32 protein-coding genes and 2 pseudogenes are annotated in these 26231 nt (G+C 47.3%); 23 read left to right on the top strand and 11 right to left on the bottom strand.

Features of this window, described 5'->3' with window-relative positions:
- Positions 1-210 precede the first annotated feature (210 nt).
- The 16 genes from NDI33_RS25465 (at position 211) to NDI33_RS25390 (ending at position 11280) form a co-directional block, all read left to right on the top strand.
- Positions 211-1254 (top strand): CHAT domain-containing protein, encoded by a 1044-nt coding sequence (locus NDI33_RS25465; RefSeq protein WP_190679190.1) that lies wholly within the window; start codon positions 211-213, stop codon positions 1252-1254.
- A 288-nt stretch (positions 1255-1542) separates the two neighbouring features.
- A complete protein-coding gene (locus NDI33_RS25460; RefSeq protein ID WP_190411201.1) occupies positions 1543-1986 on the top strand; it encodes an ATP synthase subunit I in 444 nt (147 codons plus the stop codon).
- Between the two features lie 53 nt (positions 1987-2039).
- Positions 2040-2801, top strand: a complete 762-nt coding sequence (gene atpB, locus NDI33_RS25455) for a F0F1 ATP synthase subunit A (protein WP_190411202.1) — start codon at positions 2040-2042, stop codon at positions 2799-2801.
- 219 nt (positions 2802-3020) lie between these two features.
- A complete protein-coding gene (atpE, locus tag NDI33_RS25450) occupies positions 3021-3266 on the top strand; it encodes an ATP synthase F0 subunit C (RefSeq protein ID WP_015112744.1) in 246 nt (81 codons plus the stop codon).
- Between the two features lie 175 nt (positions 3267-3441).
- On the top strand, positions 3442-3876 hold the full coding sequence (locus tag NDI33_RS25445) for a F0F1 ATP synthase subunit B' (protein ID WP_190679189.1): 435 nt from the start codon (positions 3442-3444) through the stop codon (positions 3874-3876).
- Between the two features lie 97 nt (positions 3877-3973).
- Entirely contained in the window at positions 3974-4543 is a 570-nt protein-coding gene (locus NDI33_RS25440) for a F0F1 ATP synthase subunit B (protein ID WP_190679187.1), read from the top strand.
- On the top strand, positions 4543-5100 hold the full coding sequence (atpH, locus tag NDI33_RS25435; RefSeq protein ID WP_190679185.1) for an ATP synthase F1 subunit delta: 558 nt from the start codon (positions 4543-4545) through the stop codon (positions 5098-5100). The genes NDI33_RS25440 and atpH overlap by 1 nt, the downstream gene beginning before the upstream one ends.
- Positions 5101-5323: 223 nt before the next feature.
- Positions 5324-6841, top strand: coding sequence for a F0F1 ATP synthase subunit alpha (atpA, locus tag NDI33_RS25430; RefSeq protein WP_190679184.1), 1518 nt, complete (start codon positions 5324-5326; stop codon positions 6839-6841).
- A gap of 112 nt (positions 6842-6953) precedes the next feature.
- On the top strand, positions 6954-7904 hold the full coding sequence (locus tag NDI33_RS25425; protein ID WP_190411207.1) for a F0F1 ATP synthase subunit gamma: 951 nt from the start codon (positions 6954-6956) through the stop codon (positions 7902-7904).
- Positions 7905-8112: 208 nt separating this feature from the next.
- Entirely contained in the window at positions 8113-8283 is a 171-nt protein-coding gene (locus NDI33_RS25420; RefSeq protein ID WP_190679182.1) for a ssl1498 family light-harvesting-like protein, read from the top strand.
- A 47-nt stretch (positions 8284-8330) separates the two neighbouring features.
- Positions 8331-8501 carry a ssl1498 family light-harvesting-like protein gene (locus NDI33_RS25415; RefSeq protein WP_190679180.1) on the top strand — a complete coding sequence of 57 codons (171 nt, stop codon included), beginning with the start codon at positions 8331-8333 and terminating at the stop codon, positions 8499-8501.
- A gap of 54 nt (positions 8502-8555) precedes the next feature.
- Positions 8556-8792: a hypothetical protein gene (locus NDI33_RS25410; RefSeq protein WP_190411210.1), complete on the top strand. Its 237-nt coding sequence runs from the start codon at positions 8556-8558 to the stop codon at positions 8790-8792.
- 163 nt (positions 8793-8955) lie between these two features.
- A complete protein-coding gene (locus tag NDI33_RS25405) occupies positions 8956-9279 on the top strand; it encodes a 2Fe-2S iron-sulfur cluster-binding protein (protein WP_190679178.1) in 324 nt (107 codons plus the stop codon).
- A gap of 117 nt (positions 9280-9396) precedes the next feature.
- The gene (locus NDI33_RS25400) at positions 9397-9585 is read left to right on the top strand and encodes a hypothetical protein (protein WP_190439363.1); all 189 of its coding nucleotides are present in this window, start codon (positions 9397-9399) and stop codon (positions 9583-9585) included.
- Positions 9582-10646 carry a DUF3326 domain-containing protein gene (locus tag NDI33_RS25395; RefSeq protein WP_190524491.1) on the top strand — a complete coding sequence of 355 codons (1065 nt, stop codon included), beginning with the start codon at positions 9582-9584 and terminating at the stop codon, positions 10644-10646. The genes NDI33_RS25400 and NDI33_RS25395 overlap by 4 nt, the downstream gene beginning before the upstream one ends.
- Before the next feature lie 46 nt (positions 10647-10692).
- Positions 10693-11280: a CPBP family glutamic-type intramembrane protease gene (locus NDI33_RS25390; protein ID WP_190411214.1), complete on the top strand. Its 588-nt coding sequence runs from the start codon at positions 10693-10695 to the stop codon at positions 11278-11280.
- Positions 11281-11429: 149 nt separating this feature from the next.
- Here NDI33_RS25390 and purN read toward each other — a convergent pair whose 3' ends face one another.
- Positions 11430-12098 (bottom strand): phosphoribosylglycinamide formyltransferase, encoded by a 669-nt coding sequence (purN, locus tag NDI33_RS25385; RefSeq protein WP_190679176.1) that lies wholly within the window; start codon positions 12096-12098, stop codon positions 11430-11432.
- Here purN and NDI33_RS25380 point away from each other — a divergent pair.
- Positions 12097-12576, top strand: a complete 480-nt coding sequence (locus NDI33_RS25380) for a hypothetical protein (RefSeq protein ID WP_190679175.1) — start codon at positions 12097-12099, stop codon at positions 12574-12576. The genes purN and NDI33_RS25380 overlap by 2 nt on opposite strands.
- Before the next feature lie 58 nt (positions 12577-12634).
- On the opposite strand, the gene NDI33_RS25375 is transcribed toward NDI33_RS25380, so the two are convergent.
- Positions 12635-13396: a type IV pilin-like G/H family protein gene (locus NDI33_RS25375; protein ID WP_190679173.1), complete on the bottom strand. Its 762-nt coding sequence runs from the start codon at positions 13394-13396 to the stop codon at positions 12635-12637.
- Positions 13397-13493: 97 nt separating this feature from the next.
- Between NDI33_RS25375 and NDI33_RS25370 the strand changes: the two genes are divergently transcribed.
- Positions 13494-14384 carry a sugar ABC transporter permease gene (locus NDI33_RS25370; protein ID WP_190679171.1) on the top strand — a complete coding sequence of 297 codons (891 nt, stop codon included), beginning with the start codon at positions 13494-13496 and terminating at the stop codon, positions 14382-14384.
- Positions 14385-14611: 227 nt separating this feature from the next.
- On the opposite strand, the gene NDI33_RS25365 is transcribed toward NDI33_RS25370, so the two are convergent.
- The 3 genes from NDI33_RS25365 to NDI33_RS25355 are packed head-to-tail and all read right to left on the bottom strand — an operon-like array spanning position 14612 to position 18359.
- Entirely contained in the window at positions 14612-15544 is a 933-nt protein-coding gene (locus NDI33_RS25365) for a hypothetical protein (protein ID WP_190679169.1), read from the bottom strand.
- Positions 15545-15548: 4 nt separating this feature from the next.
- Complete coding sequence (locus NDI33_RS25360) at positions 15549-16085, bottom strand: cupredoxin domain-containing protein (protein ID WP_190679167.1); 537 nt, start codon at positions 16083-16085, stop codon at positions 15549-15551.
- Positions 16086-16106: 21 nt separating this feature from the next.
- Positions 16107-18359, bottom strand: a complete 2253-nt coding sequence (locus tag NDI33_RS25355) for a heavy metal translocating P-type ATPase (RefSeq protein WP_190679165.1) — start codon at positions 18357-18359, stop codon at positions 16107-16109.
- Between the two features lie 173 nt (positions 18360-18532).
- Here NDI33_RS25355 and NDI33_RS25350 point away from each other — a divergent pair, with 173 nt between their 5' ends.
- Positions 18533-19186 carry a hypothetical protein gene (locus NDI33_RS25350; protein ID WP_190679163.1) on the top strand — a complete coding sequence of 218 codons (654 nt, stop codon included), beginning with the start codon at positions 18533-18535 and terminating at the stop codon, positions 19184-19186.
- Between the two features lie 98 nt (positions 19187-19284).
- Here the strand turns inward: NDI33_RS25350 and NDI33_RS25345 are convergent, their stop codons facing one another.
- Positions 19285-19734 carry a hypothetical protein gene (locus NDI33_RS25345; protein ID WP_190679161.1) on the bottom strand — a complete coding sequence of 150 codons (450 nt, stop codon included), beginning with the start codon at positions 19732-19734 and terminating at the stop codon, positions 19285-19287.
- 35 nt (positions 19735-19769) lie between these two features.
- A complete protein-coding gene (locus tag NDI33_RS25340; RefSeq protein WP_190679159.1) occupies positions 19770-19964 on the bottom strand; it encodes a heavy-metal-associated domain-containing protein in 195 nt (64 codons plus the stop codon).
- A 68-nt stretch (positions 19965-20032) separates the two neighbouring features.
- On the opposite strand from NDI33_RS25340, the gene NDI33_RS25335 reads away from it, so the two are divergent.
- Positions 20033-20899, top strand: coding sequence for a branched-chain amino acid ABC transporter permease (locus NDI33_RS25335; RefSeq protein ID WP_190411225.1), 867 nt, complete (start codon positions 20033-20035; stop codon positions 20897-20899).
- Between the two features lie 121 nt (positions 20900-21020).
- Here the strand turns inward: NDI33_RS25335 and NDI33_RS25330 are convergent, their stop codons facing one another.
- Both NDI33_RS25330 and lipA read right to left on the bottom strand, forming a co-directional pair.
- Positions 21021-21164, bottom strand: a complete 144-nt coding sequence (locus NDI33_RS25330) for a photosystem I protein PsaX (RefSeq protein ID WP_190411226.1) — start codon at positions 21162-21164, stop codon at positions 21021-21023.
- Between the two features lie 183 nt (positions 21165-21347).
- Positions 21348-22280 carry a lipoyl synthase gene (gene lipA / locus NDI33_RS25325; protein ID WP_190679157.1) on the bottom strand — a complete coding sequence of 311 codons (933 nt, stop codon included), beginning with the start codon at positions 22278-22280 and terminating at the stop codon, positions 21348-21350.
- A 789-nt stretch (positions 22281-23069) separates the two neighbouring features.
- On the opposite strand from lipA, the gene NDI33_RS25320 reads away from it, so the two are divergent.
- The 3 genes and pseudogenes from NDI33_RS25320 to NDI33_RS25310 all read left to right on the top strand — a co-directional run bounded on the left by NDI33_RS25320 (position 23070) and on the right by NDI33_RS25310 (position 24883).
- Positions 23070-23687, top strand: coding sequence for a response regulator (locus NDI33_RS25320; protein WP_190411228.1), 618 nt, complete (start codon positions 23070-23072; stop codon positions 23685-23687).
- 146 nt (positions 23688-23833) lie between these two features.
- Positions 23834-24172: pseudogene (locus NDI33_RS25315) on the top strand (response regulator); the annotation flags it as partial.
- A 138-nt stretch (positions 24173-24310) separates the two neighbouring features.
- Entirely contained in the window at positions 24311-24883 is a 573-nt protein-coding gene (locus NDI33_RS25310; RefSeq protein ID WP_347275956.1) for a response regulator, read from the top strand.
- 184 nt (positions 24884-25067) lie between these two features.
- Here NDI33_RS25310 and recR read toward each other — a convergent pair whose 3' ends face one another.
- On the bottom strand, positions 25068-25679 hold the full coding sequence (gene recR, locus NDI33_RS25305) for a recombination mediator RecR (RefSeq protein ID WP_190679204.1): 612 nt from the start codon (positions 25677-25679) through the stop codon (positions 25068-25070).
- Between the two features lie 141 nt (positions 25680-25820).
- A pseudogene (locus NDI33_RS25300) lies at positions 25821-26231 on the bottom strand (photosystem II q(b) protein); the annotation flags it as partial.

Below are 26231 nucleotides of genomic sequence, written 5' to 3'. Positions count from 1 at the left end.
GAACCAGCCAAGGAAAGCGATCGCTACTATACCCAGAGCGCTACTGTACCCATCTAATGATTCTTGTGGCTTCACAAACCGATGGCGAGGCGATTGCTCCTTGACACTTCTGTTTTTGGAGTGTTCTCTTGTGTCCTCTGCGGCTCGGTTTTTGACCAATCCAATAGGAGTGTTGTAGACGCCCTATTTCCGTGTGGGCTAAGACAGTAGATGTCGCTGCACACTTCTCGAAAAATCGCTATGCGCTCTCAAATCGGACTCCGCGCCTTCATCACCTTCCTAGCTACTATTGTGAGTGTCGATTTGGGATTTCCAACTGTAGATTGGCAATTCATCCAAAATTCTCAGGTGTTGGCTCAAACCCCCGCTGAGCGAGAAGCCGAAGACGATCGGTTGCTAGAGCAAGGGATTGAGCAGCAAAAGAAGGGTCAATTTAGAGCTTCCTTACAGTCTGGACAAGAAGCATTGAAGATTTACCGAGAAATCGCCGATAAGAAGGGAGAGGGGGCGGTTCTTAACAATTTGGGAGAAGCTTATCGATCGTTGGGTGACTATACACGAGCGATTGAGTTCTATCAACAAAGTTTAGCTGTGGATCGTTCCCTCGGCAATCGCGAGGGAGAGTCATACGTTCTAAATAATTTGGGCATTGTTCATCATCATTTGGGCGATTATGCTAAGCGGGGAGAATCGCCTCAAAAATTGTCAACCCTCCCTGGTGCGGAACGGGAAGCTTTAGCGATCGCTACTCTACTTAATACCAAAGCTCTCATTGGCAACTCTGCCAATGAATCTGCGGTTGTCCAGCAAATGTCTAAAGCAAAAATGATTCATCTGGCGACTCACGGCTTGCTGGATGATTTTCAGCGTAGCGGAGTACCGGGAGCGATCGCCCTGGCTCCTTCTGGTCAAGAGGACGGGTTGCTCACCGCCAGCGAAATCCTCAATCTCAAGCTCAATGCCGAGTTAGTTGTCTTGAGTGCTTGCGACACTGGGCGAGGTAAGCTGACTGGCGATGGCGTGATTGGATTGTCTCGCTCTTTAATTACTGCGGGTGTCCCCAGTGTCATCGTCACTTTGTGGGCAATCCCGGATAATCCTTCTGCCTTGTTGATGACCGAATTTTATCAAAATCTGCAACAAAACTCCGATAAAGCGCAAGCTTTGCGAAATGCCATGCTGACGACGATGAAACAATATCCCAACCAACCCAGTGCTTGGGCTGCATACACGTTGATTGGGGAAGCTGAGTAAAAAGCGAGGGAAAATCGCCGCAAGCTGCTACAACCAGGGGCGGGGCGATACCCACGCTGATGCCTAAAATGCTTCCTAAATGAGAACCCATGAGCATGAATGCGAAAAATGCTTCTTGGATGAGAACTCATGAGCATGAATGCGATCGCTACCAGAGAGAACCTTTTAATTTGCTGACATCGACTTAATTCTTTTTTAAGTAATGTTACCTCTGCATGGTATATTCAAAATGTTTGGTTCTGACCTGTAGTAGTCAGACCAAATAGCACAAGCTGAAACACATCAGTTGTGAACTTGTCAAACGAATCTCAAACAACCACGCCGACCACCGAGGAGTTACCACAAACTGGTTCGCCTGTATCAGAACCAGATGGCTCCATGCAAGAGTACTACCAACTTCAACAAGAGTTGTTGCTGACTACACTTGCTTTGAGCGGGATTATTTTTATCTCCGTCTGGATTTTTTACTCTCTCAACATTGCCCTGAATTACTTGATAGGGGCGTGCACATGTGTGGTTTACTTGAGGATGTTGGCTAAAGACGTTGAGCGACTTGGCGCAGAGAAACAGCGTCTGAGTAAGACTCGGTTTGCTCTGTTTATTGGGTTGATTATAATCGCAACCCAAGTGAATAAGCTACAGATTCTGCCCGTTTTTTTGGGATTTCTGACTTATAAAGCCTCCCTCATCGTCTATATGCTTCGGACTTTGTTTCCCCCGGACGCTCGATAGGTTGGACAGTGTTAGAATTCTCCACTCTTTAATCCCTGGAGAACCCTCATTGAATGGAAATGCTAAGTATTCTTTCCGCCTTTAATTCATTCCCTCTCGCCAAACTAGAAGTTGGTCATCACCTTTATTGGCAAGTGGGAAATCTTAAGATTCACGGGCAAGTTTTTCTAACTTCCTGGGTTGTTATTGGTATTCTTCTGCTTGCCTCGTTAGCTGCAACTCGGAATATTCAGAGAATTCCTAAAGGTATCCAAAACTTCATGGAATATGCTCTAGAATTCATTCGAGATCTGGCTAGAAACCAGCTTGGCGAGAAAGAATACCGTCCGTGGGTGCCATTTATTGGCACGCTGTTTCTGTTTATCTTTGTCTCAAACTGGTCTGGCGCATTAGTTCCCTGGAAGCTAATTCACCTTCCAGAAGGAGAACTAGCAGCTCCCACTAATGACATCAATACCACAGTGGCACTGGCATTGCTAACTTCTTTAGCGTATTTTTACGCAGGTTTTAGCAAGCGGGGTTTAGGGTACTTTAAAAAGTATATTGAGCCGACACCGATCCTATTACCCATTGCCATTTTAGAAGATTTCACAAAGCCCCTTTCCCTCAGCTTCCGTTTATTTGGCAACATTCTGGCGGATGAACTGGTAGTAGCAGTATTAGTGCTACTGGTTCCCCTGTTTATTCCTCTGCCAGTTATGGCGTTGGGGCTATTTACCAGTGCCATTCAAGCTTTAGTGTTTGCCACCTTAGCAGCTGCATACATTCATGAAGCGATGGAGGGGCATGGTGATGAAGGGCATGAGGAGCATTGACCTTTTTTAGAGGTAAGGAAGAAGGATATAAGATGAATAAAATCATCCCTCCTTTTCCATATCGCATTCGGGATGCCCTCAGTTGATAGAATTTGAGATTTGAGATTTAAGATTAAAAATCTTGACTCAAAACTCAACACTTGTAAGAGCGCGGCATTGCCGTGTCTCTACTCCAAACTCTCTGTTGTTTGTTCTGTACTTCAAGGTAAGGAAATAATCATGGATCCATTGGTTTCTGCTGCTTCAGTTCTGGCTGCTGCTCTTGCAATTGGTTTAGCTGCAATTGGCCCTGGTATCGGTCAAGGAAATGCTGCTGGTCAAGCAGTCGAAGGTATTGCTCGTCAGCCAGAAGCAGAAGGGAAAATTCGCGGCACATTGCTGTTGACCCTGGCTTTCATGGAATCCCTTACCATTTATGGTCTGGTGATTGCCCTAGTGCTGTTGTTTGCTAACCCCTTCGCTTAACATTTTTTGTTCTTAGTAGAGACGTGGTAAAGCACGTCTCTACTAAAACAAAGTTTTTAGTTTCCAGTCCTGTTGATGTAAGTTGAACCCCTTGCCTAGAGGGTATAGAGAATATGACAAGTGAGATAATTTTGCTTGCCATTAAAACTGCTGTTCAAGCATAAAGAGGGAAGAAATGTTTGATTTCGACGCTACCTTGCCCTTGATGGCAGTGCAGTTTCTGCTATTGGCAGCGGTATTAAATGTGGTTTTCTATAAGCCACTGACTAAAGTGCTAGACGAGCGCGACGATTACATCAGATCGAATGAGATGGGTGCGCGAGAACGCTTGGCAAAAGCTGAGCAGTTAGCAAAGCAATATGAGCAACAGCTAGCGGATACCCGCAGGCAGTCTCAAGCGCTGATTGCAAATGCTCAAGCCGATGCTCAGAAAATAGGCGCTCAAAAAATAGCTGAGGCACAGCAGGAAGCTGTTGCAAAAAGAGAAGTGGCGTCTCTAGAGATTGGACAGCAAAAGCAAGAAGCCTTGCAATCTCTAGAAACCCAGGTGGACGAACTGAGTCGCCAAATTCTGGAAAAAATATTAGGACAGCAGCTGGTCAATAGATAGAGAGCTTGAAGGAAAAGCTGTCATTAGTCATTAGTCATTAGTCATTAGACCAAAGCCAATGACTGATGACGAATGACCAACTTCATACTTCAATGGGATGGGTATCATGGGGACTTTTTTCTTATTAGCCGAGGTGGCTCACTCAGCTGGCGCTGAATTAGCAGAGGCAGAGGGGCATCATGGTTTCGGTTTAAATCCGGACATTTTTGAAGCCAATCTAATTAACCTGGCAATTCTTATTGGTGTACTGTTTTACTTTGGACGTAACTTATTAGGAAATATCCTAAGCGAGCGTCGTTCAAGGATTGAAACGGCGATTAGAGAAGCAGAGCAACGCCAGAAAGAGGCAGCAGCTGCACTCTCTGATGCCCAACAGAAATTAACTCAGGCTCAAGCGGAGGCAGAACGAATCCGCAAAGATGCTGAAGAAAGTGCTAAGGCAGCGAGAGAATCCATTTTGGCGAAAGCAGCGAAGGATGTCGAACGCTTGCAAAAAACAGCGGTTGACGATTTGAACACCGAAAGGGAGCGAGCGATCGCTGAACTCAGAGCGCAAGTTTCTGCAATGGCGTTGCAGCGCGTTGAATCGCAACTCAAGAGCCAATTGGATGATGCTGTTCAACAACAATTAATTGATAGCAGCATCGCTAGTGTAGGAGGTCGCTGATGAAAGGTAGTATGGTTAGCGGTGAAATCGTAGAGCCGTATGCAGAGGCATTGATGTCCTTGGCTCAGTCACAGAACCAAACAGAGCGGTTTGGCGAAGATGTGCGCTCTTTGTTGGGAGTTCTCGAAAGCTCTGAGGATCTACAGAGTTTTCTGGGAAATCCAATTGTCAGCGCTGAAAATAAAAAAGCCGTATTGCAGCAAATTGCTGGCGACGGGCTTCACCCCTACATCCTCAACTTTTTGATGCTGCTGGTAGAGAGGCGACGTATCCTATTCCTAGAGGGAATTTGCAAACACTTCCAGGCACTTCAGCGGAAGCTGAATCAGACTGTTTTAGCAGAAGTTATCTCAGCGGTGGAACTGTCGGATGCCCAGCAGCAAGCCATCAGTGAAAAAGTCAAAGCGATTAGCGGTGCCCAGCAAGTAGAACTCGATACCAAACTCGATCCAGATTTAATTGGTGGTGTCATCATCAAAGTGGGGTCTCAGGTATTGGATGCCAGTTTGCGAGGACAACTGCGCCGTATTGGCATACGCCTGAACAGTGCCGCCTAAAGTTGAAAGTTGAGAGTTGGAAGGGTAAGCAATTTGTCGGTGGAACTTTTCAAATTGGATGTTGGTAAGTTAAGCAAGTGAAATTTTCAATTCTTAACTTTTAATCTTCAACCTACCACCGCCAAAATAGAGAGCTTCAACCTTTAAGCTACCCTTCGAGAAGGGATTCTCCTTAAAACCTTCAACCTTTAACACAAACCCTTTCCTCCTTTAACAAGTAACCATGATCAGCATCAGACCTGACGAAATTAGCAGCATTATTCGGCAGCAAATTGAACAATACGACCGAGATGTTAGTGTTTCTAACGTGGGTACCGTATTGCAAGTAGGCGACGGGATTGCCCGGATTTATGGCCTAGACAAGGTCATGTCCGGGGAACTGGTGGAATTTGAAGACGGTAGCGTTGGCATCGCCCTGAACTTAGAAGAAGACAACGTGGGCGTGGTGCTAATGAGCGATGGTCGCAACATCCAGGAAGGTAGCTCTGTGAGCGCCACCGGCAAGATTGCTCAGGTACCAGTGGGCGAAGCCTTGATTGGTCGTGTTGTGGATGCTCTCGCTCGTCCGATTGATGGGAAGGGAGACCTTAACACCACAGAAACCCGCCTCATTGAATCAGGCGCACCGGGAATTATTGCTCGGCGCTCGGTTTACGAACCGATGCAAACCGGCATTACCGCTATTGACGCGATGATTCCGATTGGTCGGGGTCAGCGGGAGCTAATCATTGGTGACAGACAAACCGGAAAAACTTCGATCGCGGTTGACACCATCCTCAACCAGAAAGAAGAAGACGTGATTTGCGTCTACGTCGCTATCGGTCAAAAAGCTTCTACCGTCGCCCAAGTCGTGAACGTGCTTCAGGAACGAGGCGCAATGGACTACACCATTGTGGTAGCAGCAAACGCTAACGACCCAGCAACCCTGCAATATCTGGCTCCCTACACGGGCGCTAGCTTGGCAGAATACTTCATGTACAAGGGCAAAGCGACGCTGATCATCTATGATGACCTCTCCAAGCAAGCCCAAGCTTATCGCCAGATGTCCCTGCTGCTGCGTCGTCCGCCCGGACGGGAAGCTTATCCTGGGGATGTGTTCTATCTCCACTCCCGTTTGCTAGAGCGTGCGGCAAAGCTGAGTACAGAACTGGGTGAAGGCAGCATGACTGCGCTGCCAATTATCGAAACCCAAGCTGGGGACGTTTCCGCTTACATTCCCACCAACGTGATTTCGATTACCGATGGTCAGATTTTCTTGACCTCCGACCTATTTAACTCTGGCTTGCGTCCGGCAGTGAACCCCGGTATTTCCGTGTCACGGGTGGGTTCAGCGGCTCAAACCAAGGCGATGAAAAAAGTGGCTGGTAAGCTAAAGCTGGAGTTAGCCCAGTTTGACGACCTGCAAGCTTTTGCTCAGTTTGCCTCGGATTTGGATAAGGCAACCCAAGACCAGTTGGCGCGGGGTCAGCGCTTGCGGGAACTTCTGAAGCAGCCGCAATACTCACCGCTATCAGTGGCTGAGCAAGTGGCAGTTGTGTATGCAGGTTTGAATGGCTATTTGGATGATATTCCTGTAGAAAAGGTGGCTCCTTTTGCGCGATCGCTACGGGATTACCTGAAAAACAGCAAGCCGAAGTACATGGAAATCCTCCGCAAAGAGAAGCAGCTGACAGAAGATGCGGAAGGCATTCTCAAGGAAGCGATCGGTGAAGCTAAGAAGACCTTCATGGCGATGGCGTAACTTGTCCAAAGCGAATAGCTAAGCGCGAATAGCTAATTGTAATCAGCAGCGCTTCGCAATTAGCTATTCGTAATTAGCCACTCGCAAAGGACAACTGACACCGGACAAAACTATGGCAAATCTAAAATTTATTCGCGATCGCATTCAGTCGGTCAAAAACACCAAAAAAATCACCGAGGCAATGCGCCTAGTTGCCGCCGCCAAAGTGCGCCGCGCTCAACAACAGGTGACTGCCACTCGCCCGTTTGCCGACCGCCTCGCTCAGGTTCTCTACGGTCTGCAAAACCGTCTGCGGTTTGAAGAAGCTAACCTGCCTCTGTTGAGAAACCGGGAAGTTCGGTCTGTAGGAATTTTGGTCATTACAGGCGATCGCGGTCTCTGCGGTGCCTACAACACCAACGTCATCCGTCGTGCAGAAAACCGCGCCAAGGAACTACAAGCCGAAGGTCGGGACTATAAATTTGTGCTGGTAGGGCGCAAAGCCATCCAGTACTTCCAGCGTCGCGACCAGCCTATTGACGCTACTTACACCGGCTTAGAGCAAATTCCTACAGCAGCAGAAGCATCCAGAATCGCTGACGAACTGCTGTCCTTGTTCTTGTCAGAGAACGTAGACCGGATTGAATTGGTTTACACCAAGTTTGTCTCCTTGATCAGCTCTCGCCCAGTGGTGCAAACCTTGCTACCGCTGACAACGCAAGGACTAGAAGCAAGAGATGATGAAATCTTCCGCCTCACAACTCGCGGTGGCGGTTTTGAGGTAACGCGGGAGAAAGTCTCTACCCAAGTTCGAGAGTTTCCACGGGACATGATCTTCGAGCAAGATCCCGTGCAGATTCTCGATGCCCTCCTGCCGTTGTATCTGAATAACCAGTTACTGCGGGCTTTGCAAGAGTCGGCAGCGAGCGAACTAGCAGCACGGATGACGGCGATGAACAACGCCAGCGACAACGCTAAGGAGCTAATTGGTTCTCTTACCCTGAAGTACAACAAAGCGCGTCAGGCGGCAATTACCCAGGAAATTCTGGAAGTCGTCGGCGGTGCCGAAGCGTTACAAGGCTAGATTTAACTTTTCAATTTAATTTACACAGAGCGTCTGAGATTACTCAGGCGCTTTTTTTGTTGAATGCGCTCGCATGAACAGATGGACACACTTAAACAGCACCTATCGCTGCTCAAAGCAAAGCTAATAGCAAAAAGTTTCTATATTGTTGCAATTTCTTTACATACTGTTACAATAGTTAACATAGAGAAACAAAGGAAAGACAACCATGAGATACACCACCGACGAAAGAGGCATCCTCAACAACTATGCAGCTGAGCCTGGGGTGTACTTTGCCGAATCCCCTTCCCCAGAGCAGCAGCGTCGTTACGCTTTTCAAGGCGCGATCGCCACTTTGTTTGTCACCCTGCTGGTTCTGACTGCATTGGGTGTCAGCTAAGTTATTCAAGATTTACAGAGCAAGACAACTAACCAGGACAAACAACCATGAGATACACCACCGACGAAAGAGGCATCCTCAACAACTATGCAGCCGAGCCTGCGGTGTACGTTGCCGAATCCCCTTCACCTGAGCAGCAGCGTCGCTACGCTTTTCAAGGCGCGATCGCTACTTTGTTTGTCACCCTGCTGGTTCTGACTGCATTGAGTGTCAGCTAAACCTGAAGAAAGAAAAGTTTCAGACACTTATTTCCAATACTTAGGAGTTCGGTTATGAAGACTGACTTTGACTTTGATGCCCGCTATCAGTTTGCGCCGACTGTCTTTAACACTGATTTCAACAACTTTGCGCCCATCACTGCTAATCAAGCTTGGTCGTTGTTCTTTACCGCTGGTCGTAACGATGCGGCGCTGGGAGATAATCCTGAAGTAGGGCGACTCTTCAACAACATCTTGAGTGCTGTTGTCTTCACAGTGATTGTTGGAGCCTTTACTTTCTACTCGTTTTAAGACAAAGACAACGTGAAAATTCCTTCAGCCCCAGCTCCTTCAAAGCTGGGGTTTCTCATTTCTAGCATTGTCGTTTGACCGGGGTGAGTAGCTAATTGATTCATGGAACAATAGAGAAAGTTTAGTTTCCGTGGGGAAGCATTCCCTCTAGCCATTGCTGCTCATGTCCAAGACACATAAAGTTGAAATTTACGATCAAGGCAATACTCAGATCCTTGAAGTGCCAGAGGATAAAACGATCCTTCAGGTTGCCTATGCTGCTGGGTTAGACCTGCCCAGCTCTTGCAATGCAGGAGTTTGTACTACCTGTGCGGCTAAGGTTCTAGAAGGCAAGGTAGAACAGGGGGATGGCATGGGCGTCAGTCCAGAGCTTCAGGCACAAGGCTATGTACTACTCTGCGTTGCTTATCCCCGCTCCGATTTGAAAATTGAGAGTGGGAAAGAAGACGAACTGTACGAGCTACAATTCGGGCAGTTCCAGAAGTAGGGCTACTCAGACTCGACAAGTAATTTCGCGGCTTTTCAAACAAAGCCTGCGGTCATTTAGCCTTAATTCAGCACAGGGCAAACTGGTATTTCAATATTCCGTACTAGAACCACTAAGATGACGACACACTTTATTACCGCAGAAATTGACCTTCAGGAATCGCCAGTGCAGTTACACTCTGCTATTGAGGCAGAATTGGAAAAACGGGGAGAACCCTTGCGCTGGGCGATCGCTTCTGTAGATGTCGAACAGCAGAAAGCCCACGTTGAGGCAATCGTCACAGTCGCATCCGACTCAGCTCAGTGAATCGGCGTCCTTACACGGTTGTCTTAATTGTCCCGACTGGGGTTGGGGCAGCAGTTGGGGGATATGCGGGGGATGCGCTGCCAGTGGCAAGAGCGATCGCGCAAATCTCCGACATCCTGATTACCCACCCCAATGTCCTCAACGGTGCCCAGTTGTACTGGAATTTGCCCAACGCTTTCTATGTGGAAGGCTACGGACTTGACAAATTTGCGGCTGGGTGCTGGGGACTGCGACCCGTGCATCAGAACCGGGTCGGTTTAATCCTCGACCAAGGAATTGAACCCGAACTGCGGTTGCGGCATCTCCAGGCAGCGGATGCCACGAGAGCCACGCTGGGATTGAATCTCACAGATTATGTGGTGACAGACGCCCCGCTAGGGGTGGAACTGCGGACAGCGGCATCGGGAGCTAGTTGGGGGACGATTGGAAATCCTGATAGTTTATTACGGGCAGCAGAGGTACTGATTACTAAGGCGAGGGCAGAAGCGATCGCAGTCGTTGCCCGTTTCCCCGATGACATCGAAACCGAGGCGCTGGAAAGTTACCGACACGGGCAGGGAGTTGACCCCCTCGCCGGTGCTGAAGCTGTAATTAGTCACCTGATCGTGCGAACCTTTCAAATCCCCTGTGCCCACGCCCCAGCTTTGTTACCCCTGCCCCTCGATCCGCACCTGTCTCCCCGCTCAGCTGCCGAGGAATTGGGCTATACTTTTTTACCCTGCGTTCTAGTTGGTCTGAGTCGCGCCCCCCAGTTTATTAGAAAACCCCACAGTGGTACGACCTTACCTGGAGATGTGTGGGCAGATCGAGTCGATGCCGTCGTCGTACCCGCAACTGCTTGTGGCGGCAGTGCAATCCTGAGTTTAAGCCAAACGCGATCGCAGATTATTGCCGTCGAAGAAAATAAAACTCAGATGCAAGTTCCTCCAGAACAAGTGGGAATTAAAGCATTGCGGGTAAACTCATATTTAGAAGCACTCGGTGTCTTGGTGGCCCATCGAGCTGGCATTAGTCCAGGTGCCATTAGTCCAACCCTATCTTCGCTAGTCAGAATTCAGTAAGGCGGACAATCCTCTACTTTTACCCTTCATCCTTCATCTTTCCGAAGTGGCAAAACAGCTTCCTACCGATCCGGAAATCGAATCCCTAACGCGCACCCAAATTTTAATTGCGATGGGGGTGACAGCGGTTGTATTGCTCGTCATCGCCAAGCTGTCCCTGCATTTCGGCGCGTTTTCCGTTATGCCCGTGCGCCCGACCCTAGAAGCATTACTTTTGGGCGTCGGAATTGGGCTAGGAATTACGGGTGCCAGTAGCGTCATCTATCGCCTATGGCCTGGTTATCAGCGCAGCGCCGACTACTACCTAGAATTAGTGCTAAAACCCTTATTTTGGCCTGATTTGATCTGGTTAGGACTCTTGCCCGGTTTAAGTGAAGAATTGCTATTTCGGGGTGTAATGCTGCCAGCAGTGGGATTAAACTGGGTTGGGCTAGTAGGATCGAGTTTTTGCTTTGGCATCCTACATCTGAGTGGCCCTCAACAATGGCCTTATGCAGCGTGGGCAACCACTGTAGGATTGCTACTCGGTTATAGCGCCTTGGAGACGGGTAATTTGCTAGTGCCAATTGTGGCTCACATTACGACAAATTTAATATCCAGCTGCCTTTGGAAGCTGGATACTAAAAAGGCATAAATTTTAAGAATTAGAATATCGATTGTTGAGAAAGACAAGGGAAACTGCGATTAGTTGTAAAATTCTCTCTTCTTCTTCTCTGCGCTCTCTGCGTCCTCTGCGGTTCGTTTTTTCAGAAATCAAATAAAACTTCGATACCTTTTATCTTGTTAATGCGATCGCGCTGCTGCCAAAGCGATCGCTTGCGGTAATATCTTGTGTTCCTGAACTTGAATCCGGGCGTGTAGCGTGTCTAATGTATCGTCGGGAAGAATCGGGACAGCCGCTTGTAGTAAAATTTTGCCGCTATCAACTTCCACGTTTACCAGGTGAACGGTACAGCCAGTTATTTTTACCCCTGCATTCAAGGCTTGTTCAACTGCTCGAATCCCCTTGAAACTCGGTAACAAACTGGGGTGAATGTTAATCATTCGATCTGGGTAGGCATCCACTAAAACCTGGGTGACGACACGCATCCAACCTGCCATAATTACCCATTCCACTTCATACTGCTGCAAGGTTTCCACAATTGTTTGATCTAACGCTTCGCGGCTGTTAAAGTCTCGGTGATTCAGCAAAACAGCCGGAACGCCGCACTTTTCGGCTCTTGCTGCTGCCTTTGCACCGGGATTATTGTAAATCAAAACTTGAATTTGGGCATTGAGTTGCTGTTGCGCGATCGCTTCTGCAACTGCCTCGAAATTACTGCCATTTCCCGACGCCATCACACCTAATTTTAAAGGAGAGCGAGCGCTCAAAAGATTGGGAGGAACCGTTGGAGAAATTAGGCTGGGGATATAATTAGGGCTAGAATCAGATGTTGAGGGATTGAAAGTCATGGAGCTAGAAATAGACAATGAATTATTAATAGAATCTAATAATTTTTACATCAAAATATGTCCTCTAGAAACAGAGCTTAATTACTTACCCTCATTTGCAGCAAAAATTGACTGTAAAATTTCTTCAACAATCAAACTTCAATATAATTACAGCGATCGCATCTGGTTTAAATTTGAAGATTTTGATAAATTTATAACGGATGTACAAGGCATTGTATCTGGCATAAGGGAGATAGCGGAACTCAATTCTATGAGTCAACCGGCAATTTTCATAATTAGCCAATCTGGCAACTATTTAAAGTTTACTATAAATTTCGATGCGGGTTTCTCTTTTGCTGGAGATGGAAGAAGAATCCAAGTGACAACATCTTTTCTTGAAGAATACGATTTTATAAACATTCTTTCAAGGTCTCTTACAGAATTTTGGAGAAATTTCAAATGCCTGCTGAGAGAGGAGAACCCATCAATAACGATTTAGGGAGAAATCTAGCTGGCTAGGGATAGATTTAGCTACGCCTGGATTCGTATTGATATCTTTAGCGTCCTAGCAAATGGGAACCAGCCGGACACTGAATTCCCCCAGATATATCCTTAGGAGGCGTTGGCATCGCAGGCGGTGTGGATGAGGGTTTATCGGTTTCGCAAATTGCTGTCTTTGTAATATTTTCACCATTATTTGTGACAACAAATACAGCACCCGTGTAGCTATTAAGTTCGGGGCGCTTGGCTTTGGCAGTGTGCATCACCCTTTGAGTGCCATTACCTTGAGGTACAATTTGGTAATTATAACTCTCTGTCTCTGGCTTAATCCCAATCCCTAGCTGCTCGATTGTTGTACTAAATTTATTATTTTCCAAGTAATAAGCTTGTTGGGAACGATTCATCGCCCCAATGTACATTTTCCCTTCAGATTGTTTTGCCTTGGTTGCTTGATTGTTAAAGGCTTCCTGAATATCAACTATTTTAGTATTGGGAGGTAAAGTGGGTGAGTCAGAAAGCTTTTGAACCGGGATTTCATAAGCAACCGGAGGCTCAGAAGATGTTTCCGGCGGGAGGAGGAATAATTTACCTTCTGGCGTCAATACAAATTTCACCGCCTGACTGGATGATGGATTGTTGACTTGCCATTGTCCTACCCATCGATCTGTCCCTAAATTGGCATTAGCAGCGCTGGGAGAGGAAGAATCTGAAGGTGTATCGGTTGAATTACATCCATAGATAGCGAGTAACCCAAGCAATCCGCTAAGTATTCGGAAACCAGGGTGTTGGCTGCGTTGCTTGAATACGGTTATATTCACGGTATCAGTTACTGACCAGAGATTAACAGGATCTTACCAGTGCCGCCAGGTAGAATAACGCTACGACGCTAACATTCAACGGTAAGCCAATTGCTCAATGAAAAATACGCACTTTTCTCGGAGGCAGCTATTAGATAATGATGCGATCGCTGCCTGGATTTTTCTGACCCCTGCCTTAATTCTATTAGGGCTTTTTCTCCTATGGCCTATCGCTTATTTGTTTTACCTCAGTTTTACCACGGGTAGCTTTACCGCTACGGGTGTGCGCTTAGTGGGATTGAGAAACTACTGGCGTCTCATGCTGAGTCCTGACTTTTGGCAAGTTCTCGGTAACACCGCTTATTTCACCATTGCCACGGTGATTCCCAGTTTGGTAATTCCTTTGGGTTTAGCAGTGCTATTAAATCGTGCCTTTGCCCTGCGAGGAATCCTGCGAACTGCCTATTTTATCCCCTCAATCGTTAGTCTTGTGGCAGCTGGTTTGGGGTTTCGCTGGTTGTTTCAAACCGAAGGACCAGTTAACGCATTTCTAAATGCTATCGGAATTGAACCGATTTCCTGGCTGGGTAGCACGTTTTGGGCGATGCCAGTGCTGATTTTGTTAAGCATTTGGAAGCAATTGGGTTTCAATATGGTGGTGTTTTTGGCAGGGTTGCAGGCGATTCCCTCCAGTCGCTATGAAGCGGCAGAACTAGATGGTGCCAATTCCTGGCAACAATTTTGGTACATTACCCTGCCAGGATTGCGTCCAACTCTCATCTTTGCCACCGTCACGACGGCTATTTTTACCCTGCGGAGTTTCGAGCAAGTTTACGTTATTACCGGCGGCGGGCCATTAAACTCGACTAATTTGCTGGTTTACTACATCTACGACCAAGCGTTTGCCCAATTTGATTTTGGTTATGCCGCAGCGGCGGCAACTGTGCTGTTAGCAGTAACGCTGGTGTTAGTGTATTTTCAGCTAAAAACTTGGGGAGATGAAGCTTAGGAATTGTGTTTATCGTCTACACCAAGTTAGCCATTTCCGATGAGGTAAGTTTGTCTAAGTTTGTTGAGCAAGGCTATAGCAATCCAATGTGAAATTTATCTTTGTTGTTTTTAACGAACCGCAGAGGACGCAGAGGGCGCAGAGAGAAGAGAAGAAGAGAGAAAGAATGGTGTTGCGAGTGAAATTAGGATTGCTATAGGTATGCTCAAGGGGTTGAATTCATTGTGTTAGAGAACTTCTACCCAAAAATCAGCGGTAACAATCTTACCGTTGCGGTTAAACTGACCCCAGAGTTTATATTTTCCTGGTTCGGGAAATTTGGTATGGAAAAGAACCTGACCTTCAGGAGTATCTTTCATGGCATGGGCGTGAATGTAATCTGCGGCTGTTAAGCTTGGTGACTGTCGGAGAATGACTAAATGACCTTTTTCTCCTAAGTACGGTTGCAAGTCTTTGACGGGTTGAATGTTAGAAGCGTCTCGCAGATCAAACGTTAAGGTAACATCTTTACCTGCTTTGAGGGTTGACTCAGAGAATACAAGATTCGCTTTTGTATTTCCGAAAGTTTTAAACCGATTTAGATCGATTGCTGGCGCGGATAAAATTTTACCAGGAATCTGTGTTTTTACTGCCGAGACTTGTTCCTTTTGACCGGCTGGTTTGTAGTCATTCAAAAGAGTGTAGTTACCCGGTTGAGGAAAACTTGCCTCGACTTCAAAACGCCCATTCTGCTTGTAGGTGGGATGAAGATGGCTGAAAAACTGGAGATCGTCACTGACAACAATCAAGTGCATCAGTTTTTCTTGAAAAGTGTCAAACTTAACGATCGCTTTCCCGGATTTGTCTTGAATATCAATCGCTAAAGAAACGGGTTTGTTTGGGGTAATCGTTCCTTGAATCGTCAGCTTCGCCTGCGCTGCCTCAGTTTCAGGCATCGATTCGTGCGCCGATTCGTGCTTCGATCCGTGCCCCATGTGATGTCCCTCATGAGGGTCGGTTCCAGCCGTGTGATGCCCCTTATGGGAGTCATTCCTAGTGTTTGTAGAGGTCGCTTGCATCGTTCCATCCTTCATTTTCATCGTATGAGTGACTGCGCCTGTAGCGATCGCGCTTCCTGCCACTAAACCAACCAAACCCAAAAGCATTGACTTATTTTTCATTATTTTACTCCTCTTGATTTGCCGTTCCGGCTGCTTTTACTTCCAAGACACCTCTAGCCATATTCATTCCACAGGTAAAGGGATATTCGCCTGGGGTTTTTGGTGTGAATTCCACAGGTGTCATCCGATTCAAATCCAAATCTTTAGCAATGTGAAAATCCGGTAAAATGATTTTTTCCAGACAAATACTGGGGTCTTTTCTGAAAAAATTGAGCCGCACAGGTTGCCCTGCTTTCACGATGACTCGATTTGGATCGTAACCGCCATCTACTTGGATAGTCAGTTCCTGAATTCCTTGATTTGCTGTCGCTTGTTGAGCTTGAGTTTTACTCACCAGAAACCACCAAAGTTCTAACCCAATTAAAGCCAACCCGCCTAAAGTAAGACCCAGTTTTAGCTCAAAAGGTTGCTTAATTTGACGAAATTGGTTTGTGGGCATTGGTGCCTCGGCTGAAGCGGCTTTTGCGGGTGTTCCTGAGAAAACCGAGAGCAAAATCCACAAAACCAGAAGATTACTCAACAATTTTTTTTGAGTTACCATATTTCCTCCTTTTCTATGTACTTAGAAATTTACTCGCGGCTGAAAATTCCGCAAGCGCAAAGCGTTACTGACAACAGAAGCCGAACTGAATGCCATCGCTGCACCCGCAATCATTGGGTTCAGTAACCAACCGAAAATCGGGAATAAAATACCAGCAGCGATTGGAATTCCAGCGACGTTGTAAATAAAGGCAAAGAAGAGATTTTGGCGAATATTCTGCATCGTGGCGCGACTTAATTGAATCGCAGTAACAATACCTTGCAAGTCGCCAGAAATGAGAGTGATGTCGCTAGCAGCGATCGCGACATCGGTTCCGGTGCCAATCGCTATCCCCACGTCTGCTTGTGCCAGTGCTGGGGCGTCGTTGATGCCATCGCCCACCATTGCCACTACTTTACCTTCGGCTTGCAGTTCCTGGACTTTAGCGGCTTTTTGGTCGGGACGGACTTCCGCAAACACTCGCGTGATGCCAACTTCTTGCGCGATCGCGTCTGCCGTTTTGCGATTATCCCCTGTTAGCATCACCACTTCTAAACCCATCCGGCGTAGCGATCGCACAACGCCTGCGGAAGAGGGTTTCAGGGCATCGGCAATGCCAATCAATCCCTGCATTTCGCCATCTACCGCAATCCAAACGGCAGTTTTTCCGGCAGATTCCCAAGCAACTTTTTGTCCTTGCAAAGGTAGCGTTTCAATCCCTAATTCATCCATCCAACGCTGAGTACCGATTTGCACCAGTCGGTCGGATACAATCCCTTGAACGCCACTACCCGCGATCGCTTCAAAATTTTTCGCCTCCGGCAATGGAAACTGCACTTCCTGAGATTGGGCATACCTTACAACCGCTTCAGCCAAAGGATGTTCTGAATTGCGTTCAACTGCTGCCGCTAACTTTAATAGCTTTATCTCATTGCTGTGGACAGTTCCTACCATCGTGATGTAGTCGGTAACAGTGGGTTTTCCCTGAGTCAGAGTCCCCGTTTTATCCAACACAATCGTTTGAATTTTATGCGCCACTTCCAGACTGTCAGCACCTTTAATTAAGATGCCATTTTCTGCACCTTTTCCGGTTCCCACCATCACAGAAGTCGGCGTTGCTAAACCCAAAGCACAGGGACAAGCAATAATTAACACTCCCACCATTGTCATCAGGGCCATTGTGAGATTGCCCATCACGTCGAACCAGATAATAAAAGTAGCGATCGCGATCGCAATCACCACTGGCACAAACCACCCGGTTACTTGATCCGCCAATCGCTGAATGGGGGCTTTGGCACCTTGCGCTTGTTGCACTAGTCGGACAATTTGAGCCAAAACGGTATCTCGTCCAACTCTCGTCGCCCGAAACTGAAAACTGCCAGTTTTATTAATCGTCGCCCCAATCACTTCATCCCCCGCCTGTTTCTTCACGGGCAAGCTTTCACCCGTCACCATCGCTTCATCGACACTAGACGTACCTTCTACCACTTCCCCATCCACGGGGATTTGTTCGCCAGGACGCACTAAAACCACATCGCCAACTTGGACAGCTTCAACAGGAACATCGATTTCCTGTCCATTGCGGATCAAACGTGCTGTTTTCGCTTGCAAACCCATCAATTTGCGAATCGCTTCCGACGTTTGTCCCTTGGCGCGAGTTTCTAAAAACCGTCCTAGCAGAATTAAAGTAATTACAACCGCCGCTGTTTCGTAATAGACATCTGTAATTCCCTCCAAGAATCCTGGAAATACAGTCACAAACAGCGAGTAGAAATACGCCGCACCTGTACCCAGCGCAATCAGCGTATTCATATCAGCCGCGTGACGCTTCAAAGCTTTCCACGCACCTGTGAAAAAAGATTGACCGCACCAAAATAAAACTGGCGTTGTCAACACTAGCTGCACCCAAGAATTATGCAACCATGCCGGAATTAAGGGGAGGTGCAACCCAGTCATTGCCGGGATTGACCCCACCACCAGCACAATACTAATCGCTGCGCCGAATACCACTTTCCGCGCCAAATCTTGCCGTTCCTGACGGCGGGTGGCTGCTTCGGTATCATCTTCTTTGCTTCCGAATTCTCGAACTGGCGCGGCTGTATATCCGGCGTCGGTGACAGCCTGCTGAATTTCCTCTAAACTCGTTTGCTGAGGCTCGTACTTAACAGTCGCCTGTTCCATGCCGAAGTTAACGTTACACTCGCTGACGCCTGGAACATTGCGAATCGCTTTTTCTATCGCACCGGCGCAAGCCGCACAACTCATTCCTTGTAACTTCAGAGAATGTGTTTCCATAACTTTCTCTAACTCGATGATTTTAGGTTAATCTCTCTAGTTAACTGGAGAGTCAAGGGGGTAGAGAAAAAATTTTGTGTGCCATATTGGTTCTGAAAAGCGCGATCGCGTATGCAGCGATAATTCCGCTTCTCGCCACCCCAGCACCCCCATCCGTTTAGAAGAAAGCACCTATGTATCGCGACCAGCTAATTGCAGAATTAAAGCTTTGCATAGAGCCATTGTTACCTGGTTATCTAGCAATTTTTGATTTGGCTGATACGAAGCGGCGCAACCTTTACTTAGGTCACGAAGAAGTAGATAAAGATATTTTAGAATTCGATACTTTGTTAAAAGCTCATCTCGGTAAAGCTTTCAAACGAATTGGGGGCGATCGCTGGGTTGCTTTTGTTACTGAAAATCAACTCAACGTTTTCGATCGCTTAATTTTGGCATACCAAAAAGAAGTCCCTATCTCTGCTGGCTGGGAATGTAGAGCGATCGCTCCTAACAGCACTTTAGTTCATATTGAGGAGAAAACCGATGTCTTGATAAGTCGCGCTGTCCGATGTGGCTACTTAAATATCCAAGACATCAATGACGTAGCGGCTAGGGTAAATGATTTATTAGAAAAAATATGGCGTTTACCTGTTAATTCCGCAACTTCACTAGAGCAGGAATTAACATTTAATGAACCAAAATGGAAGTGTATCATTGGCAATTTACCTAGCACTGCGTACTGTCCCTTCTGCAAAGGCACAGAGTTTGAATGGCTAGAAGGTACTGATGACACTGCTTACGAAATTTGTAAGGGTTGTCGCGCCGAAGCGGATTTTGTATACGGCTGAATATCGCACTCTTAAATGGTTTGTGAAGGCGAGATACCCGACTTCTCTCTCGAAGTTTGGGATTTGAAGGGCTGGCTAACTAATCAAAGAAAATCGCCTTATTCGTAGCTATTTGTTGAAATTCGCTTTTCTTCGATAAACTGAAGCCAAAAAGCCGCAGCGATGCCCCAAATTGCATTAAAAAATAATATAAACAGTGGAGTTAAAACTCCCAATTTCAACCCTAGCAGCCCTTGATTCGCTTTCACCGAAAATACAATCAGTAATTGCGCCAGTGTCGGCGCAAGACTATAGACAATTCCTCGCAAGACAATCCCTCGCAACCAAGAGGGGTAACGCAGAAAAGGCAAGACAAAGAGAAATCCCCATAAACCGCCCCAAACGATGCGAGGATACAGCCAATCTGGGGTCAAAGCTGGCGCAATTTTCACCCCCAAGGCAGCAGTGATGCCCAGAACTCCAAACAGCCAAACAGCAAGACTATTTGCCAGTCCTCCCAAAGCGCCAGCGGCGAAGACGAGTGTTAATTTTCTGCTCCACTGCTGCATCCAAATTTCCCCTAACCTTTGCGATAATCTTATCGCTAGGCAACAGGATATCCAGCGTTCGCGATCGCTTCCCTCACTTTGTCTGCTGGCTGTTGTGTTTCCACACTTATGAGCTTGGTTTTGGTATCAGCCTCTACCTTCGCGGTGGGGTCAAGAGTGGCAACTGCCTTAGAAATCGTGTCTACACAGGCAGAACAAGCCATGCTGGGAACTTTCAGTTGTAGTGTCATAGTGTAAATTCAGGATTATTGTTTCAATCGCTATTATGAAATCTCCAGTCAACTGGAGAGTCAAGTGAATGGATGTACAAACTGCTCAATTAATTGTGAATGGCATCGCCGTGGGTTGCATCATTGCGCTAGCGGCGATTGGTCTAACGCTGACTTATGGAATTTTGCGCCTTTCCAACTTTGCTCATGGCGATTTTATGACCTTGGGCGCGTATCTTACCTGGTTAGCGAATATCAGTGGGATAAATATTTGGCTGTCAATGATTCTAGGCGCGGGGGGAACGGTGGCGGCGATGCTACTGAGCGAACAGCTGCTCTGGAAACCAATGCGGGCACGCCGTGCCTCCCCTACCACCCTGATCATCATCTCGATTGGACTTGCCTTGTTTCTCCGCAATGGCATCATTTTCATTTGGGGAGGAGGCAACCAGCGCTACAATTTGCCAATTGCCTCCGCCCTCAACATCTTCGGAGTCAACGTGGCTTATTACCGGATCGTTGTCATGGTTTTAGCCGTCCTCGCAATGTTGGGGCTGCATTTCCTGTTGCAGAACACCAAAATCGGGAAGGCAATGAGAGCAGTTGCGGATGATATCGATCTCGCTCGCGTCTCAGGCATTAACGTTGAGCGCGTGGTGATTTGGACTTGGCTCATTACCGGCGTTTTTACGTCCCTGGGAGGAGCTATGTACGGACTGATTACGGGCATACGCCCCAACATGGGCTGGTTTTTGATTTTGCCGATGTTTGCGTCGGTGATTCTCGGCGGGATTGGCAACCCCTACGGCGCGATCGCAGGTGCGTTAGTAATTGGTATCGCCCAAGAACTCAGCGTCCCCTTCCTGGGGTCTGAATACAAGCAGGGTGTTGCCCTCTTGATCATGGTCTTAATTCTGCTTGTCCGTCCCCAAGGCTTGTTCAAGGGCACCCTATAAAAGGATGAAGGATGAAGGATGAAGGATGAATCAACAGGCTATCCATCCTTCTTCCTTCCGCCTTCATCGTTGTCATTCGCCCTAACCTCAAAACTGTAGATTCAGTTTTCTTAGAGATGGATTACGGGTTGATGATGTGGAAATAAATCGCTGCAACCAGGAAGTTACCAGCTAAGAGGATCAGCGAAACGATAGTGCGGAAAGGATAGGGAGGCTTACTCGTTTGGGTAAGAGAACCTTTTGGTTTCTTGGCTTGTGCAGTCATAAGCATTTGCTCCTAATTTTGGACTTTATCAAGAAATACCAAAGAGCTGTCACAATTAGCACGGCTCGATAGAAATATTTTCATTTACCCCAGTCTTCCTGAAAGCAGCGTAGACCTTGATAGGCGCTTTCCCGATGCACGATAAATAGAAAAATTCTTTTTTCCTCCCGTGGTTTCTTGACTTTAAGCACTCTCTCCCGCGTGGTAGGAACTGCGGACGAGGGGACCGGAACGGACGTGAGCAAAGCCCATTTTCCGCGCGATCGCTCCCAGATGCTCGAATTCTTCTGGCGTCCAGTATTTTTGGACTGGCAGATGTTCTAGTGAAGGGCGCATATACTGACCGAGGGTAATGCGATCGCATCCAGCATCCCGCAAATCGGTCATCGCCTCAATCACTTCGGCTTCCGTTTCCCCATGTCCCAGCATCAAGCCGGATTTCGTGGCAATTGTGGAGTCAAGTTCTTTCACAATCCGGAGAACATCAAGCGATCGCTCATACTGTGCCCCCCGTCGCACCCGTCCTTGCAGACGCTCCACCGTCTCAATATTGTGGTTATAACAAACGGGTGACGCTGCAACCACCGTTGCGACTCGTTGCCGTTGTTTCTCCACCGCATCCTTACCCCCCCAGAAATCTGGCGTCAACACCTCAATCAGCGTTTCCGGGTTCATCTGTCTTATCGCTGCCATCGTCGCCGCAAACCAACTCGCCCCCCCATCCGGCAAATCATCTCTTGCCACCGAAGTCAGCACCACATAGCGCAAAGAAAGCAACTGCACCGCCTGAGCCACCTTTTGCGGTTCTTCCGGATCTAAAGGCATCGGTGCGTGCCCTTTCTCCACTTGACAAAAAGCACAGGCACGGGTGCAAGTTTGCCCCATCAGCAGAAACGTTGCTGTCTTTTGGGTATAACACTCTCCCCGGTTCGGACAGCGCCCCTCTTCGCAAATCGTGTGAATTTGCCGCTGTTTAATAATTCGCTGCACCGTCGAAATGTCGCTTGCTTTCCCGATGGAGCGTCGCAACCAAGGCGGTAGCGCCTCAATTTCTGACCTCCACGCTTGTACATCAGGCTGAATTTGTCGAGCATTCGTTTCGGTAGGCAAATTCATGTTTTTTTCTGGGCTACCAGCTCAATGAGCATCCGTATAATACAGAACTTACGCAGCCAAACTCCTAAACTCAAGGGCTTACAACAATTTTCATCGCAATTTTCTATTAAACGCAGTCCGCTTTAACCCCACCTCAGCCCCTCTCTGTTCGCGGATTTGGGTTTAATATTTCCCCTCTCTGTTCGCGGATTTGGTTCAATATTCTCCCCTCTCCGTGAAGGTTGAGGGGCTGGGGGTGAGGTTCCGATCGAGTGAGAACCACTATCTCGCCTGCTTTCCTGCGCCTTTGTCTATATAGCCAGTACAGGATAGCCAGTACTGGCACAACCCAAAAAAGCCCCTACGTTGTCGGGCAATGCGTGAGTCCTATGATACAAATCTTAAATCATTCGACTCTAACTCTGATTCTGCTTCTGCCTTAGTTTTTTTCCCTTTCAGGTCAGACCGGATTAATCTAGAATTAGGCACGCTGCTAGCTTTTTGGCTTTATGTTTTTGTATGTCAAGACGATCGAAGAGTGAGGATATCAGGCAAGCCATTGTGTTGCTGTATACCACGCACTCATGAGAATCCCCATTACGGCGCTAGCGTTGGTTTACCGTAATCGGGTATAGAAATCATAGTTCTGTAGCGCAGACACACTTGTACTACACATTCCAAATTATCCTGATTGGTATGAACGCGAGGCAGTTTTCTGCTAGCCGCTCATCTTGCTGAAATTAGCGACAAGGCAGCAGTCGGCTCAAATCAACTTTAGTTTTTCTTTAAATTACCCCTAAGGAGTCAGTCGTGGCAGGTCACAAAATTCTGGTGATTGATGACAGTCGAGTGATCAGAAATACAGTACGAGATATGTTACCACCGGGTAACTTTGAAATTTTAGAAGCAAAAGACGGTCTGGAAGGCATGAATCTGATCTACCAGTCACACCCGAACTTGATTATGTTAGATTTTCTCTTGCCCAAAATGAGCGGGTGGGAGGTGTTTCAGCAGATTCAAAGTAAGCCCGAACTTCAGTCAATTCCTCTCGTTTTAATGTCTGGTCGGAAAGAAGAGGTGACAGAGAAAATCTCAGAACCTTTTGAATATTTTGAATTCATACCCAAGCCCTTTGACCAGAAGCAACTGATTGCCGCTATCAAGACAGCGATGGCAAAAGCAAGAAACCGCCCGGTGGTAGTACCATCAGCACCGCAGCCAGCCGTCGCTAAGGATACAGTCCCACCAGATTCAGGGGTTGCGTCAGCAGACATTCAGCAGTTAAATGCCAAGATTGCCAAGATGCAAGCTGAGATTGACGCCTTGAAGAAACAGGTGGCTCCAATGGCAGCGATACCTAGTGAGGTTGATGGCTTGAAAAAACAGCTAGCTCAAATTGTGACATTCATTAAACAAAAGCTGAAGTAATCGCTAGCATTTATAGAATACACCTCAGCATTTAGATCCTGTCCCCATTCAATCTTCCAGCTCATCTGACTCGTAATCGGGGCGTTCTTACGGTTGAGTTCCTTGTTTCATGGAATGTCCTCAGTCACCACTCCTAGGAGTTAGTTATGCCAAGTAACAAGATCCTGGTTATCGATGACAGCAGCACCAGTCGGAGTCTAGTCCGCAAGCTATTGCCCCAGAGTAACTTTGAAGTTCTCGAAGCAAAAGACTCTCAAGAAGGACTGAATTTAATCCGAAAAGAACGCCCCAATTTAATCGTGCTGGATTTCCTGTCATCTCAGCCTAGTAGCTGGGAAGTCTTTCAACAAATTCAAGTCTCTCCGGAACTCCAAAAGATTCCTTTAGTGGTGACATCAGGACGTAAAGAAGAAGTTACACACAAAATTCCAGAACCGTTTGAGTATTTTGAATTTGTTGCCAAGCCGTTGGAGCAGAAGACGCTGATTCAGGCGATGAAATCAGCAATGGCTAAGGCGAAACTGCCTCGTCGGCAAGCCGCCGCGGCTGGTGCCCAAACAGCACCAGCCGCTAAAGGAACCCCAACGGCTCCCGACGTTCAGAAAGCGGGAGCAACTCAAAAAATCCTAATTGTTGATGATGCTAAAGTAATTCGGGCTTCATTGCCAGAAATGTTGCCTCCGGGCAACTTTCAAGTTTTAGAAGCAAAAGATGGGGAAGAGGGACTTAATCTCATCCGTCAAGAGCATCCGAATGTCATTATTTTGGATTGGATTCTGCCTCGCATGAGCGGTTGGGAGGTTTTTGGGCAACTTCAAGCTTCGCCCGAACTCCAGATGATTCCTTTAGTGGTCATCTCTGGGCGGAAAGCGGAAGTGATGGAGAAACTTTCAGAACCGTTTGAGTATTTTGAATTCCTAGAGAAGCCCTTCAATGAGAAGCACTTAAATCAGGCAATCCAGTCGGCGATCGCTAAAGCCAAATTGCCACGCCCACAAGCTGGAACACCTTCTGCTCAGACAACCGCAGTCGTTGCTAACTCTACAGATGCATCTGCTGAAATTAAGGCATTAAATGAAAAAATGGCGGCAATGCAGGCTGAAATTAAGGGATTGAAGGAACAAGTCGCTGAAATTCCGGCACTGAAAAAACAATTGGCTCAGATGATGGCTTTCGTTAAGCAAAAGTTGAGTTAGAAGCCCTATTTAAGTGACTAGAATACCCAGATTATCTACTGGCTGCTAATGACTCATTGCTAATCTCCCTCTTGTGTCATTTTGAGAGAATTCGATGAATTTACCGTATTACAGCCCATGAGAAATCAAGCTTTTACCCCAGTTTGTCAGAAGAGGGATCTAGCAATTCTAGGGTTCTACTTGCTTAATCCAACTCTCTGCGCCCTTCTAAGGCTCGTGCTAGTGTCACCTCATCGGCATACTCTAAATCACCGCCCATTGGTAAACCGAAGGCAATCCGCGTCACCTTGGTAAACGGCTTTAGTAATTGACCGACATACAGGGTTGTTGTCTCACCTTCCACACTGGGACTAATTGCCAAAATCACTTCTTTAATTTTTTGCTGACTGACTCGCCGCACCAGCGGTTGAATATTTAGTTGGTCGGGGCCAATTCCATCCATCGGTGAAATGATGCCTCCCAAGACGTGATACTTGCCGCTATATTCGCGAGTTTTTTCCAGCGCAATCACATCACGGGAATCTTCCACCACACAGAGCGTGGTGTTGTCGCGGTTGGAGTTGCGGCAAATATCGCAGACAGGTTCAGCCGAGAGGTGAAAGCACACCTGACATAAACCCACTTGCTTTTTCGCCTCAACTAAAGCTTGAGCCAGTGTTTCTACTTCTTCGGGCGATCGCTTAATAATATGCAGTGCCAGACGTTGTGCAGTTTTCGGGCCAACTCCTGGCAACCGTTGTAGTTGCTCGATGAGACGAGCTAAGGGACGTGTGTAAACCGTTGTCCTATCTCCAATCTGTATGCTTCCATATTTATCCTAAACCCCCGATAGATTGGATTGATACAATCTGCTTCTATCTGCGGTTCCCAATAAAAAAGCGCCCCCTTGTGGGAGGCGCTTTTGATGTAGAGACGCGATATATCTTGTCTCTAGCGATTAGCCATTGATGCTGGGAGCAACCAGAGCCACTGGGGTAGACTCACCTGCTGCCAAGTCGAGGGGGAAGTTGTGAGCGTTGCGCTCGTGCATCACTTCCATACCCAGGTTGGCGCGGTTGATGACATCTGCCCAAGTGTTGATCACCCGACCTTGGCTGTCAATCACTGACTGGTTGAAGTTGAAACCATTCAGGTTGAAGGCCATCGTGCTGATTCCCAAAGAGGTGAACCAGATGCCGACGACGGGCCATGCACCCAATAAGAAGTGCAAGGAACGGCTGTTGTTGAAGGAAGCATATTGGAAGATTAACCGACCGAAGTAGCCGTGGGCTGCCACGATGTTGTAGGTTTCTTCTTCTTGTCCGAATTTGTAACCGTAGTTCTGAGATTCGGTTTCGGTGGTTTCACG

It is taken from the genome of Trichocoleus sp. DQ-A1 (assembly GCF_039961955.1).
GTDB lineage: Bacteria > Cyanobacteriota > Cyanobacteriia > Cyanobacteriales > FACHB-T130 > FACHB-T130.
This window is presented reverse-complemented; position numbering and strand designations above follow the sequence as displayed.